13 protein-coding genes are annotated in these 15,013 nt (G+C 28.5%); 10 read left to right on the plus strand and 3 right to left on the minus strand.

Annotation, left to right across the window (positions count from 1 at the left end; genetic code table 4):
* Window positions 1-26: 26 nt before the first annotated feature.
* Window positions 27-242, minus strand: a complete 216-nt coding sequence (locus D2846_RS00415) for an MAG6790 family protein (RefSeq protein WP_117274968.1) — start codon at window positions 240-242, stop codon at window positions 27-29.
* A gap of 272 nt (window positions 243-514) precedes the next feature.
* Here D2846_RS00415 and D2846_RS00420 point away from each other — a divergent pair, with 272 nt between their 5' ends.
* The 5 genes from D2846_RS00420 (at window position 515) to D2846_RS00445 (ending at window position 6,326) form a co-directional block, all read left to right on the plus strand.
* Window positions 515-1,096, plus strand: a complete 582-nt coding sequence (locus tag D2846_RS00420; RefSeq protein ID WP_117274969.1) for an FMN-dependent NADH-azoreductase — start codon at window positions 515-517, stop codon at window positions 1,094-1,096.
* A 104-nt stretch (window positions 1,097-1,200) separates the two neighbouring features.
* Window positions 1,201-3,348, plus strand: a complete 2,148-nt coding sequence (locus tag D2846_RS00425; protein WP_117274970.1) for an MYPU_1760 family metalloprotease — start codon at window positions 1,201-1,203, stop codon at window positions 3,346-3,348.
* The gene (locus tag D2846_RS00430; RefSeq protein WP_117274971.1) at window positions 3,348-4,001 is read left to right on the plus strand and encodes a DUF402 domain-containing protein; all 654 of its coding nucleotides are present in this window, start codon (window positions 3,348-3,350) and stop codon (window positions 3,999-4,001) included. Before D2846_RS00425 ends, D2846_RS00430 begins: the two co-directional genes overlap by 1 nt.
* 414 nt (window positions 4,002-4,415) lie before the next feature.
* Window positions 4,416-4,715 carry a hypothetical protein gene (locus D2846_RS03575; protein ID WP_235657965.1) on the plus strand — a complete coding sequence of 100 codons (300 nt, stop codon included), beginning with the start codon at window positions 4,416-4,418 and terminating at the stop codon, window positions 4,713-4,715.
* A gap of 240 nt (window positions 4,716-4,955) precedes the next feature.
* Window positions 4,956-6,326: a hypothetical protein gene (locus D2846_RS00445; protein ID WP_223211519.1), complete on the plus strand. Its 1,371-nt coding sequence runs from the start codon at window positions 4,956-4,958 to the stop codon at window positions 6,324-6,326.
* A 106-nt stretch (window positions 6,327-6,432) separates the two neighbouring features.
* On the opposite strand, the gene recO is transcribed toward D2846_RS00445, so the two are convergent.
* Window positions 6,433-7,107, minus strand: a complete 675-nt coding sequence (gene recO / locus D2846_RS00450; protein ID WP_117274972.1) for a DNA repair protein RecO — start codon at window positions 7,105-7,107, stop codon at window positions 6,433-6,435.
* A 137-nt stretch (window positions 7,108-7,244) separates the two neighbouring features.
* On the opposite strand from recO, the gene D2846_RS00455 reads away from it, so the two are divergent.
* The 5 genes from D2846_RS00455 to D2846_RS00475 are packed head-to-tail and all read left to right on the plus strand — an operon-like array spanning window position 7,245 to window position 13,828.
* Window positions 7,245-7,565, plus strand: coding sequence for a hypothetical protein (locus D2846_RS00455; RefSeq protein WP_117274973.1), 321 nt, complete (start codon window positions 7,245-7,247; stop codon window positions 7,563-7,565).
* The gene (locus D2846_RS00460) at window positions 7,558-9,207 is read left to right on the plus strand and encodes a DAK2 domain-containing protein (protein ID WP_117274974.1); all 1,650 of its coding nucleotides are present in this window, start codon (window positions 7,558-7,560) and stop codon (window positions 9,205-9,207) included. The genes D2846_RS00455 and D2846_RS00460 overlap by 8 nt, the downstream gene beginning before the upstream one ends.
* A 1-nt stretch (window position 9,208) precedes the next feature.
* Window positions 9,209-10,186 (plus strand): phosphate acyltransferase PlsX, encoded by a 978-nt coding sequence (gene plsX / locus D2846_RS00465; RefSeq protein ID WP_117274975.1) that lies wholly within the window; start codon window positions 9,209-9,211, stop codon window positions 10,184-10,186.
* A complete protein-coding gene (gene rnc / locus D2846_RS00470) occupies window positions 10,179-10,874 on the plus strand; it encodes a ribonuclease III (RefSeq protein WP_117275880.1) in 696 nt (231 codons plus the stop codon). Before plsX ends, rnc begins: the two co-directional genes overlap by 8 nt.
* An 8-nt stretch (window positions 10,875-10,882) precedes the next feature.
* Window positions 10,883-13,828: an AAA family ATPase gene (locus D2846_RS00475; protein ID WP_117274976.1), complete on the plus strand. Its 2,946-nt coding sequence runs from the start codon at window positions 10,883-10,885 to the stop codon at window positions 13,826-13,828.
* Window positions 13,829-13,867: 39 nt separating this feature from the next.
* Here the strand turns inward: D2846_RS00475 and D2846_RS00480 are convergent, their stop codons facing one another.
* Entirely contained in the window at window positions 13,868-14,977 is a 1,110-nt protein-coding gene (locus D2846_RS00480) for a hypothetical protein (protein WP_117274977.1), read from the minus strand.
* Window positions 14,978-15,013: the final 36 nt, after the last annotated feature.

Consider the following 15,013-nt stretch of genomic DNA (forward strand, 5'->3'; position numbering starts at 1 on the left):
ATCTTTTCTTTTGTTTTTTAAATAATTTAGACTACTTTAATAAGTACTTCTTTTGAAAAGTGTTCACCTTTTAAATGATCTCTCTCGACGTGAATAATTTCAATTTTCTCGTTTGCTTTTGTGTGAACACCGTGTTTTTGACCACGACGGAATCCTTTTATTAATCCTTCTAATTCTTCTAATGAATTAGCTTTAGCGATAATTTCGCTGCTTGATAATAATTTAGCTTTGTATTTGTACATAACTACCTCCGTAATACATATTTATTATATAAACTTACGATAAAAATATCTTAAAAAAGAACAAAAACTTGACTAACTTATGTTAATTTTTCATATTTTTTCCACCTTTAAGACAAAATAAAACAGAACAAAAAGGCACAAAATACTAAAAATTACAAAAAAATGTTATTTTTATGCACTTTTCTAACTTTTTCCAAAAAATAACTATTTTTAATTGAAATATAATATATAATTTTTTTATAAATAATTTTTTAAACAAGAAAGGCTTCAATATGAAAAAAGTATTATTTTTAGATGGTGCAGTTTTTAGCAATAACGCATCATTCTCATCAGCTTTAATGAATGAATTTCACTCATTATTAGGTAAACCAGAAAGAATCAACTTAAACGACACAGAATTTGGTCAAGTTTCATTATGCAAAAACACATTCCCAGCTTTCTATGGACAAGTTGAAAGCGACAAATGAATTAATAAATTAAAAGAAACAGATTTATTAGTTCTTTCATCATCAATGATTAACTTTACAGTTCCAACAGTTGTTAAAAACTTCTTTGATGGAATCGCAGTTCCAGACAAAACATTCTCATACAGATTATCAAAAGATGGAAACCCTGTTGGATTATTAAACAACTTAAACGTTATTTTTGTTACAACACAAGGTGGACCTCAAGCAGAAGGTACAAAATCATTACAAGTTCAATGATTAGAACAAGTATTCAAATTTGTTGGTGCTAAATCAATTAACTTCATCGAAGTTAATGGTACAAAATTACCTCCATTAGCTGGAATTAACCCAGAAGAATACGCTAAAACACGTGCAGCTGAATTCAAAAAACTTGTTGACAGCTTATAATTAAAAAATCGCAGAATTCTTTCTGCTTTTTTTCATGCCTTTTATAAGGCATTAACTTTAAAAATTTTATAGTAAAATTTAAATGTAATTCGAGGGAGGGGAAAATGAATTTAAAAAAGTTTTTTAAATTACCATTAATCTTAGCTTTCGCTTCAGGAGCTTCATTTTTAACATCATGCAGCTTTCTAGAAAGAATTATTGAAAATGTTATTGGTGACGAAGAGGAAACAACTCACAACACATATGAGGTAAAACCAAATTATCCTAATGTTGATGAAATTTCAACATTCAAAGAACTTTTACCAATAACAGATAAAGAAGTTTATATTACATCAGGTATTAGTGAAAAAGATAAAGAAGCAACTTTAAAAAGTTATAATGCTACATCAATTAATGATTATTCAGAAATTAAAGAATACAAAAGAAAAAATACTTCAAAAAGTCAATACTATTTAGAGTACAAAGATAAACATACAAATGTTATTTTTAGAGATTTTAGTTACCATGTTGATGAACAAGGAAAAAGAAGATACTTACTTGGAAAACGTGGTTTAGTAATTCTTGCTCAAGAGTTTAAAAGAAAAATTCCATTTGGTAGTGAGATTTATGATTTTAACTCAGTCAATATTAATGATTTTGAAGTTATTAATGATAAAGCAAATGGATTATATATCCCATTAAGTAAGAAAATGTATATTAATGGATCTACATATGCTGAAAAGAACTTTTCTATTTATGAAATTATTGGTGGAATGATGCCAACAATTTTCCATGAATACATGCACCATTGAGCAACTATTTATGCTGAGTCAGCTTTAGTTAATGATGCTAAAGTTGATGTTGCAAACGGCGATAATATTGAAGAAAGAAAAACAACATTAATTTATTATGATCCAACTACAACTGCGGATAATGTTGATCACAATCATGGTGTTACACAGTTTTGAAATGCTTATTTTGCCTCTAAGTTTTACAAACTTTTAAACTTTGATGTTGATAAAAAAGCAAGCTTAAAATTTTCAGCCTTGCAAAAATTAGGTGTCGACCTTAATGATCTACCAAACTTTTTATATACAAGACTTTCTTTAAATGATATTTGAAGAATTTCAAATGAATTAGAAGTCCCCGATCATTTAAAAAATAACCCGCCAGCTAATTTATCAATGCATTTTTCACCAAGTGGAACATTCTCAGTAACTAAATCTAAATTAAAATATACATTCTCATTAACTGAATTGGTGCCTAGAGAATATTCAAAATATGCTTTTGAATCATACTTCTCAATTAGGGATGAAAATGAATCATATAATAATGTTGCAACAAAAAAACCTACATTAAATTGATTCGGAATTAGATACTTTTCAAAGGATTCAAACGGTAAAGAAGTTAAAGTTTTCTCACCATCAGGAAATGCTGAAGACTGATCTAAAACATACTTAAATAATTTTGACTCATTAAGAAGACAATATTGATTCCAAAACGGAATTGGTAAAAATGAGTATGATGATGAAGACAAATTTAATGCAACAGTCTTTCCAAATTCTGTTTTTGATATTAGTGCATTCAGATATAAAGTTCAAGGATATCCAAATTATTTAGCAGCTTTACCAAGCGATAAAACCAGATTAAGATCTGTTGAATTTTACAAAATGTTTCTTGAAACAATGGGTTATGGAAAAACCATCAGTCAAATCTATTATCAAAATGCTTTTGCTTCAGAATCAGCTAAAAATGTTGCAATTGATAAAACAAAAGTAACTAATATTAAGTTTACTGGTTTTGTTAAAACAGACGAAGTTGTTACAGGTATTGCTGTTAAAAATAAAAACGGAATTTATAAACAATCCCCATTTGATTATTCAGCTTCATTTAGCTTCTTTGGTCACAAAAACTATGATGAAGGGGCAACTTTATTTAAAGAAGAAAATAACAAAATCACAGTTAGCGAAGATCGTAAAAAACAAATTGATAATAGACTTTACCCTAAAGATGCAGGTTATGCAGATAATTATTTAAGTTACATAACTCGAGATTGAATTAATGTTGATGAAGATGGAATGTCTGTTTACTTATGAAATGATTTAAATAATGATGGAAAAGCTTCTGAAGATGAATTGCTTGATAGAGAAATTTCACTTCCAAAACAAAGAGCTGTTTCAACCTCAAGATCTACAAATTACTCTGATAGAGACTTTAAAAAATACTATGTTGAAAAGATTGATGGTAAAACAATACTTAAAGGAATTAAATAATGGAATGAGATTTTAGCGCGATAAAAGTTGGAAAAATGGTTAATATTCAAGCGTACAAACATGATGGTTTTCTTTATAGACAATGATCAAATGCTAAAATCATTTTTCACAACAAAAGACATATAGTTTTATCATTAAAAGGAACAAGAGTAACTGAAACATTAAAGAGTCGTAAAGGGTGATCTTATAAAGATGATGCTTTATGATTTATTCCTAAAAAATCATTTTATAACACAATCGTAATGTTTAAAGCCGGTGTTGGTAAGTCATATTATACAAATCTAGCTTCATATCCAATTTTTGAAGAAAACACAATTAAGTTCATAGACTATGATTTAGATCTTAAAAGTTACCCAACAAAAGAACTTCAAATTGTTGATAAAGAAGAGTTCAATGAAAATTCACTTGCTTATGGTTATTCACCACAAATTAAGAGCAAGATCTTAAATGAAGTTAAAAACATTGTTGAACTTTATAGTACAAATGAATACTTTTTTAATGATGGAATAATTGATTATTACCTCGAAATAATGCACAATGACAAACTTATTTCAGAAAACAAATTCAATGCTTATCGAAGTGTAAAAAGACATAGTTTATGCGAAGAAACAGATATGATTAAAAATCTTAAAAACTTCAAAAGAAATAAATAAGATATCACTTTATGTGACTGGGAAAAAATCATTCGGAGACTTCCGAGTGATTTTTTCACATATTTAAAAAAGAATATTTATAAGACATTTAAAAACAGAAAAATGAGTAAAAATCTTTAACGCATATGATGATTTCAAAAATCTAAAGATCGGTAAATTTGAATTCGAACAAATTTCTTTTTCTATTAGACAAAATTATTGGAATAAAGAATCATTAAAAAAGAATGTTGAAAAAATAAAAATGTATAAGTTTAAAATGAATATTCAATCTAAAACTGGTAAATCAACCAATAAAGCAAAGATTTTATTAATAGCAAGATCAACATATTACGAAAATTAAAAGTTAAAAAAGTCGAGAAACAAAAACTTATTAAACACGAAGAAGTTATTCGTCAAAGTTTTGTGGATAACAAAATGAGATATGGCAGAAGAAGATTATCCAAATATTTATTTTTAACTTATAACATTGAAGTGAACTCAATAACCCTTGGTAACTACATGAAAAGATTAAATCTATTCACTTTTGTACGTAGAAAAAAACAAAAAGAACATAAAAATATTAATGTTAAGTTTGCGGATTTGGTTCAAAGAGATTATAATTCAAAAAATAATATAATTTGCGCAACTGATGTAACTTATATACCAACACCAAAAGATATTAATCAAAACCATATTTATTTATCAGATATAATTGATCATAAACAAAGTTTGTAACATATGAAATATCATAAAATAATGATACTAAATTAGTTTTAAATATATATTAGTCATTATTTAGACAAAATGTATGTTTTTAAATAATATTAATAACCAATTCAATTAGTAACCAGTTACCTTTTATTTTCTTGATAATATATTTCGTTATACACATGGAAACATTTCCTAAAAACTAATTTTTTTCTTTAAAAAAAGATATAATTAAATTGTTGATAAAAACAATAAAGGATAAATAACATGAAAAAAAGATTTTGATCACTATTGGTTTTACCATTTTTCTTAACTGTTGGATGTACTGCCGGTAACCCAAATACCGAACAAGATAAAAAAGTTATTAATGAAAACGATGTAACTGACTATGATTTTAGTGAAAAAAATTTTTTTGTCGATAAACGTTGATATGATTTATTAAATATTTATCACAAGAATAATTTTGATAATAAAGAAAAATTAAAACTATTAACAAACGACCAATCATGAGTTATATTAAAAATTATCAAAGACAAAAAATATAATAATGAATACAAGGGAATAATTGAAAATTTTCTAAAATCATTAACAATTGAAAAATTAGATAAGTCAGCTTCTTTAAATTTAAGTTATTTAATGCATATTAAGTCAGTAATGATAGATAATGAACCGAATAATATTGATTACTTAAATTTTGTGGATGAATCAAAACTAAACAATGACAAAGTAATAAAAAGTAAATTAAATTTTGATAGTCTTTTTCAAAATGTTTTAAACAGACAAAAAGAGGATTTAGTTGAATTAAGAAATTCTTTTTATAATTTAAATCACAAAAACATCATTTTTAACTTTAGTAACTACCGATTAAAATTTTATAGTGATAATATTTTTGAAAGGAAATATAAAGATATTTTTGATACTTTTAATGATTATAACATTTATCAAATGCATGAAACAAGACCACACCCATTTTATAATGACGGATTGCCAAGAGATTTGTTTCCGCCTTATGCTTCTTTTATAGATAAAATGGAAGCTCCTTGACCAGAAGGCTTTCTTGATGATCTTAGAATTGTTATGAAGAAAGAAGAAATTAATGCAGATGATATTAAAGCAATAACTAATAAATCATATGAAGAAGGAGTTAAAGTATCAGTTAAGGACCCTTATTTATATAATGATTTAAACTCATCAGGTTTACCAACAACATATATAAATTTTAAAGTAAAAAGAAACTTAGATAGTAATAAAAAATATTATATTCAATCAGATGAAACTGTAGTTAATAATAAATATATTTTAAGAACAATTGCCATTAACGAAAATAAAAAAATAATACCTGCCAAGGAATTTGAAAGCTACTTTAAAGGAATAAAAGAAGAACCTAATTCTCAAAAAGAGTTTTCAATGAGTTTAGATACATCAAAATTATTTGATAAAAATAACTCACAACTACCAGTAGTTTATTTTATGATCCCTGATTTAGTTTTTAGTAAAGGAGTTATAGAATCAATACAAAAAATTTTGAATAATTATCTGGATAGTGTAAAAGAATTACCACCTACTTCGATTATTTCTTTGAACAATTTATTTCCCTTCTTTAAAAGCAAAGAAGAATATGAAAGATTTTTCAATTAAAAATAAAATTTTAATTGAAAAACCAAAAGCAATAGACTGCAAAAAATCATTCGGACACTTCCGAGTGATTTTTTCAAAAAAACTTATTAGTAAGTGAGTTCTCTTATTAAATATAAAAACCTGCTTCTCTGATCACGTTTTTATAATGTTTTTTTAGATTATAGTCCATGTTGTAACTTACAACAGTTAGATATCTTTTAAAGCTGTTAAAAGAGGCTCACACAGCACTTAGGTATTCAACGCTATTATTTTCAACTTCTATAAAGTGTTTATTACACAAAAACCCGCCTTTATATAGATCAAAACTAATTAAGTTATTCCTGCTTTTGCAAATTCTGCAACCATCATAACTAGGATTAATACCAAAATAAAACATACTTTGTGCATAAAAAAAAGTAAGTAATTTTTTATTATTATCTTTACTTAAGTATTCAAAAGTTCTTAAATATAATTCGAATAAGTGGTTGCTTTCTTTGATGTTTGAAAACAGCTTCTCAAGAGAGTTAAAATATGAACTATTTGAGTAATTTGTCATGTCAAAAATTTGCAACATATTAGCTGTTTTTAAGCGTCCAATTGAGCCTTTTAACCTTGCTCCAAAATACTCAATTTCAACTATTGAACCTGGGTGTAAATTAGCTCTATTTTTTGATAAAGGCTTGTGTAAGCCGTTAGCAACTAAGTCAAAAACACCATTGTGATTAAAGAGTCTCACAATGTGATTATTATCATGTCTTAATGTGACTTTTAACACTAATGCTTTAGTTATTTTGCTAGACATTTTACCCCGATTTAGCTGTTATTTTATTTCTTTTAAAAATGTAATTATATTTTATAATATAAATTATTATATTTTCACTAAAAATGAGAATATTAGAATATTTAATTTTTTTCTTAAATTAAGTAAACGAGGTAATTATGAATATTGAAGAAATCAAAAAAATTTTTATTAAGATTATTACATCAACACCAGGTATTAAAAAACTACATGGACTATCATATGTTGACTCTATTCTAACTATTTCAGAAGATTCGACTGATATGTCTCTTGAAGATATGGTTATTGCGAATGAGACTCCAGAAGGATGAAACTTTCAAATCGCCATTTCGGTTTTAGAAGAAATCAGAGTTAAAGATTTAAATACCGAGTTATACAAAAAGTTATTTTACGAATTTAGAAGAAAAAAAATTAAGTTAAAAAATTTAACAATTATTTTGAAAGGAGTTGTTAATGGCTAGAAAAGTATTTTTAGATGGTCTGACATTTGCTAAAGCAATGGTCTCTGGTGCAAACGCACTTAAAAATTCCAAAGACCGTATTGATGCACTTAATGTCTTTCCTGTACCTGATGGTGATACAGGAACAAACATGTCATCAACAGCTATTTCGATTGTTCCTAAAATGCAATTAGTAACAAAAGATACTGATATTGCAGAAGTTACTAAAACAATTTCGACAAGCATGATTTATGAAGCTAGAGGAAACTCTGGTGTTATCCTAAGTCAAATTTTTAAAGGGTTTGCTTTAGGGTGTGAAGAAAAAATGGATTTAGACTTACAAGAGTTTCTTGTGGCTTTACAATCTGCAGTTGACAGATCTTACAAATCTGTTTTCAAACCAGTTGAGGGAACAATCTTAACAGTTATTAGAGAAACAACAGAAAACATTGTTAAAAAATATAAAGGAGTGGATGAGGATAAAGTAACCATCAAAGAAGTTTGAGGTGACTTATTAGAATTTTGTAGAAGAAGTTGTGACGAAACTCCAAACAAATTAAAAACTCTTAGAGAAGTTGGTGTAACTGACTCAGGTGGTGAAGGGCTATACAAAATCTTCTGAGGAATTAACGAATACTTAAATGATAGACCAGTTGAAATTTCTGATGTTGCTGAAGATGTTTCTGTGTTCTTGAGTGATACAGAAGTTTATGAAGGTGAATTTGGATATTGTACAGAGGTTTTAATTGATCTTAACGAACCAGAAAAATTTGATAGAGAAGCTTTTGTTAAGAAAGTTGAAAAGAAAGCTAACTCACTTGTTGTTGTTAGTGATGATAATATCTTAAAAGTTCATGGTCATACATTAAAACCAGGTGAATTCTTAAATATTGCTCAACAATATGGAGAGTTTATTAAGATTAAATCTGAGAACATGACTTTACAAGCAAATAACTCAAAAGCAAATAACGAAAAGTTTAATGAAGCTAAAAAAGATCAAGATAGAGTTAAATGTGCAATTATCTCATGTAACTTAGGAAGTGGAATTATTGAGAAAATGAAAGAACTTGGTGCAAGTTATGTAATTGAATCAGGTGAAACTCAAAACCCTTCTGCTCAAGATATCATTAATGCAATTCAAGCAACTAATGCTGACAACATCTTTGTTTTACCAAACAGTTCAAATGTTATTTTGGTTGCTCAACAAGCTGCACAAGTAGTTGATGACAAGAACATTATTGTTATTCCAACCAAAACACAAATTCAAGGTTTAACAGCTGTGCTTAACTTTAGCCCAGAAGCAGACGCTGAAGATAACTTAGAAATGATGACTGATTCAATTAGTGAAGTTCAAACTGGTGAAGTTACTAGAGCAATTAGACAAACTAAACTTAACGGTGTTGAAATTAACAATGGTGATTATTTATCAATTCTAAATGGAAAAATAATTGCTTCTTCAAAAACAGCAAATCAAGCCTTAAGAAAACTTGTTAAGAAAATGATTAAAGGTTCAAGTGAAATCATCTCAATTTACTATGGTGATGAAGGTAACTTAAGTGAAGCTGAAGAACTTGCGAACTTCATTGATGCCAACTATGATATCGAAGTAGATATCATTGAAGGGAATCAACCAAACTATCATTACTTAATAGGGGTTGAATAATATGAAGAAAATCATAATCGACACTAATGGTCTTGATAATGGAGCTCAAGTAGTTTATGATGCTGCAGTTACCATTCTCAAAAAAATTAGTGATTTAGAAATTACTTTAATTGGTGATACTTCAAATATTAACAAACACACTGAAATTCAAAATATCAATTTTATAGAAAACACAACCAAATTATCTGACCCAAGAAATATTAGACAATCATTAAGAGAAAATACTTCGATGAATCAAGCAATCATGGATTTAAAAGAAGGAAATTATGATGGAGTTATTTCTGGTGGTGATAGCGGGAGCTACATGGCTTCGTTAACATTCAAGTCAGGAAGAATCGAAGGTATTTCTCGTCCAGTCTTTATGCCAATTGCAACAGGATTGAATAAAAGAAAAACTTTATTCATGGATGTTGGAGCTAACTTAGAAGTAAAATCAGATAATTTATATGAATGAGCAAAATTAGGAACTGCATTTTACAAAACAATGTTTAATGAAAATTTTCCAAAAGTAACTTTATTAAATATCGGAACCGAAGATTACAAAGGTTTTGATTTTATAAAAGAAGCAGCAGAATTAATAAAGAATGATCATTCATTAAACTACATAGGTTTCTCAGAGCCGAGAAATCTTTTAAAAGGTGAATATGATATTGCTTTAATAGATGGGTATGGTGGTAACTTAATTCTTAAAAGCTATGAAGGTGCTATATTCACATTCAAAGATGCTATCAAGGAATCTGCATTCAAGAGTCTTAGAACTAAAATTGGTGCATGATTAATGAAACCTGCATTTAAAGATGTTATGAAAAAACTAGATTATCGTAATGTAGGTGCTGCATGAGTGCTTGGTGTTCAAAACTTAGCATTAAAAATACATGGTTCAAGTGATGCAAAAGCTGTTTACAGTTCAATTGAACAAATGTATCATGCAATTGATAAGAAACTTGCAGAAAAACTCAATGGGTGAAAAAATGTCTAATAGCTATACTCAAAACATTTTGAACTTCTTAAAACAGGAAAAAATAGAAGCAAAAAACATTGAAGTTTTTTATCAAGCTACAACTCACAAATCTTTCAAACACAATAAAAAAGATATGAGAAAAGTCAACTATGAAAAGCTAGAATTTTTAGGTGATTCAGTTTTAGACTTTATCGTTTCAGCTCACATTTTTCAAAACAATCGCGAAAGTTCACAAGGGGAATTAACAAGATATCGTGCATCACTTGTTCAAACAGATACACTTTCAGCAATAAGCAAAAAACTTGGTATTTTAAAATTGATCAGAACAGGGCCAGGTCAAATGAAAAATGAAGTTTTAAATTCAACTAAAGTTCAAGCAGATGTTTTTGAAGCAATGGTTGGAGCAATATTTGTTGACCAAGGTTTTATTGAAGCTAAAAACTTTGTAGACAAACATTTACTTTCTCAAATTAAAAGAAATGAAAGCTTAGCGATCTCTGATCATAAGGATCCAAAAACAGAATTGCAAGAACATTTCCAAAGTTTTAGTAGAGAAAATATTTCTTATTATGTCGAAGAAAGAGAAAACAAAACTTTCGAAGCAAAAGCAATGCATGACAAGAAAGTTTACGGTATTGGTACAGGTCTTTCTAAAAAAGAAGCTGAAATTAATGCTGCAAAAGATGCATTAAATAAATTAAAATAGGGGTTAAAATGAAATTAATTAAATTAGAAGCTCACGGATTTAAGTCTTTTGCTGATCCTGTTGTTCTACGTTTTGATGGTGGAGTTGCTGGAATCGTTGGGCCAAATGGTTCAGGTAAAAGTAACATTAATGATGCCATTAGATGAGTTTTAGGGGAACAAAGTTCTAAAGAATTACGTGGTGATAACATGGAAGATGTTATCTTTGCTGGTTCAAAAACAGTGCAGCCAATGAACAAAGCTCAAGTTTCTTTAACATTTGAAAACAAAGACAGATTATGTTCAATTGATTCTGATTATGTTGTGATTACTCGTGCTTTAGAACGTGGTAAAGGAATTAACGATTACTTTATTAATGGTGAAAAAGCTAGATATAAAGATATTAAAACAATCGCAATGGAAACAGGGATTGGTAAGAGTTCACTTGCCATTATTTCTCAAGGTACAGTTTCTGACATTGCACAATCTTCTGACGAAGATAGAAGATTAATTTTTGAAGAAGCAGCTGGAATTTCAAAATATAGAACAAGAAAACTTGAAGCTCAAAGAAAACTTGAATCAGCTGAACAAACTTTAAAAATTGTTGATACAAAAATTAGTGAAGTTGAAAAGAGGCTTGAAATTCTTAAAAAGCAAGCTGAGAAAGCTTACAAATACAAACAAATTAGCGATGATCTTAAAAATGTTGAAATTGGATATTTAGCATACAACATCGAAAAAAATGCTGCTATTCATGATAAATTATCAGAAGAGCTTGCTGGTGTTAAAGAAACAGAAGAAGCATACAGAAAAGACATTGACACAATTAATGAGCAACTTCAAGAAAAATCAGAAAGTCTTAAAGGTATTAACAAATTAATTCAAGAAATTTCTGCTGGTAAAAATGTTCTTGAATTACGTATTAAAGCTTTAGAAGAAAACATTGCTCAAGCTAAAGCACGTAGAGATGTTATGCTTGAAGGTAAAGGGACTCTTGATGAGAAATCAAGATTACAAGCTGTTATAAGTGCTGTAAATAGTCTTGAGTTCGAATTAACAACTCACAAACAATCATTTGATGAACTTTACTCAAAAGAAACTTCATTATCAAATGAAATTGAAGAATTAGAGAAAAAAGTTAACGAGCTTAATATTTCTGTAAATAAATATAAAGAAGAAGAAAGAACTATTAAAGCAAACTTAAATCTTTTAAAACAAACAAAACAAAACAAAACAAACTTATTCAAAGGAACTAAAACAATCCTTGATAACAAAGCAAGTTTTAGAGGATTCAAAGGTATTGTCGCAGATTTAATTACTGCACCAAACGAATATCTTCCAGCATTAGAAACAATTCTTAAAAATGCTGCGCAACACATTGTTGTGGATCACTCAGATACAGCTGTTAAAGCAATTAACTTCTTAAAAGCAAACGATGGTGGTAGAGCTACATTTATTCCTCTTTCATCTATTAATGCCAAATTCGTTCGTGATGATTATTTATTAGTAACAAGAAATAATCCAGGTTTCATTGGTGTTGCTTCAGAGCTAGTTACAGTTGCAGAAGAATATAGAGTATTAAGCCAATTCTTATTAGGTAACGTTATTGTTGTTACTGATATTAAAGCAGCCAATGAAATTGCTACAATCATCGAGAAAAAATACATGGTTGTTACACTTGAAGGTGACATCATTAGAGTTGGTGGTGTTATGGTTGGAGGTACTCAAGAAGCTTCAGAAAATATTCTTGGTATCGAACAAAAAATTAAAGAAAACGAAGAACTTATTCCAGGGTTACACGCAATGATTGAAAAATTAAATGCACAAGCCCTTGAATCTACAGAATTAATTAAAACAAAAACCAGAGAGTTATCTCAAACAAGTGTTCAAGTAAGACTTTTAAATCAAAAAATCAAAGAACTTGAAAATGATATTGAAAAACACAAAACAGATTTACACGTTAATAAATCAATTTTAGATGGAAAACAACTTGATGGTGATTTAGAAAACTTAACTTCTGCAGAAGCAGAAATTGCAAAACAAAAGAAAGATCTTGCTTTACTTGATTTCAATTTATTAACAAACATTGAACAAAAAGAAGCTGTTGCTGCTGATAGAGAAGTTCTTTCAAAAAGATTAGCAGATCAATCAAATCTTTTAAACAACTTGCTTTCTTCATTTACTAAAAAATCTGAAGATAACATTAAAGCAAAATCGCAATTAGAAGTTGATAAAGAAAGATTGAACACATACTATGGGTTAACTTTAGAGAATGCTAAAGAAAATTATCAATTAACAATGTCTCCTGACGCTGCCGCTGAAAATGTTAGAGAGTTAAGAATTGCTATTTCTGAATTAGGAAGCGTCAACTTAGAATCAATCGCAGAATATGAAGAAGTAAATGAAAGATACCAAAACGATATTCAAAACCGTGATGAAGTTATTGAAGCTAAAAATATTTGTTTAGCTGCTATTGATGAAATGGACAAGAAAATTGTTACAAGATTAACAAACATTGTTAACGATGTTAATCAAGAAATGCACAAAGTATTCTCATCAATGTTTGGTGGTGGTACTGCAAAAGTTGAATTTGTAGATCCTAAAAACATTTTAGAAACAGGAATTAGTATTTACGCTCAACCTCCAGGTAAAACAGTTAAAAACTTAAAATTATTCTCAGGTGGTGAAAAATCACTTATCGCTATCTCATTATTATTCGCGATCTTAAGGGCTAGACCATTACCATTATGTATCTTAGACGAGGTTGAAGCTGCACTTGATGAAGCCAACGTTGTTAGATATGCAGAATACTTACAAGAACTTAAACACCAAACACAATTCTTAGTTATTACACATAGAACAGGAACAATGACAAGGGTTGATGCTTTATTTGGTGCCACAATGCAAAAACGTGGTGTTACAAACTTCTTTAGTGTTGAATTAGAAGAAGCTAAAAAACTTATTGATCAAGATTAATAAATAAAAATTACAACCATTTTTGTGGCTGTAATTTTTTTAATTTGCCTGTGTTTTAACAAAATCAAAAATATAGTAGTAAATTAAAATCAATTCATAGTAGTAAGGAATGTAATTTTTATCTTCAAAAATTTTCTTTAATAATCTACCGACATATTCTTTTTTGATAATGATTTTTTGCACACCGTCTGCAAGTGGAACAACTTGCAATTCATTTTCAAGATTTTTTTGTCTACTTTTAACTAAATTATAGTTATCTGCGATATATTTTGCAAGTTTTTGATGCTCATTTGCAAAAAATTCCTTATCTGTAAAAGTGCTATAAAAATTATTTCCACTAACTACAAGTCTAATCATGTAGTAAATTTCTTCTAACATTTTTCTCATTGTTGTAGTGTTTTCATTGTTAAAAATAGACTCAAAATTTGAAAAGTTATTATCAACTGCATCTGAATTTCAAATTAAATTTACCATGTGGTTTGGGTATTTTTTAACAACTGTTCTAGTTGCTTGATTTGCAGCTTTAAGTCTATCATTCATTTGTTTTTCTTTTCCAAGTATTTTCCTATTAGCTGTGAAAATATAATAAATAGTATTACTTTGAAAATCATGAGGACGTGATGAAAATACTTTTCATGCAAAATCATCTCAGTTGTAATCTGTTTTACCTTGTGAAAGACTTATTGCTTCTAATCTAAATTCATTGTTTGGATCTTGAGGATTATCTGATGAACTATTTCTGCTGCTATCAGGCTCTGAAGCAACAGGAGGATTAGATGTTTCTCCTTCTTTGGTAACGTCTGCATTTGATGCATTTGAACTGTCTGGTTTATTTGCGTCAGTTGATGGATTTTCTTGGTTATTTGAACCTTTATCATCTTTTGAGTTTTCAGATTGTTCAGAAGCAGGAGTTTCCACTTTTGGGTGTTCACTTGGTTTTGAACCATCTTTGCTAGGCTCTGATGTTGATGAACCACTTTGTGTATCCTTCTCTGTAGAATTGTCTGTAGTTTTAGTGTCTTCACTATTATCTTTTGAAATGTTACTTGGTTGTTGTGTTTCAGTCTTAGTATCATTACATGATAATGAAATTAACATGGGTAAACTAGCCGAAACTGCAATTGCAAGAAGTTTGATTTTTTTATACATAACACTCACCTTTCTTTAAATGTTAAGTAACCCCAC

The organism is Mycoplasmopsis edwardii, assembly GCF_900476105.1.
Taxonomy (GTDB): domain Bacteria; phylum Bacillota_I; class Bacilli_A; order Mycoplasmatales; family Metamycoplasmataceae; genus Mycoplasmopsis; species Mycoplasmopsis edwardii.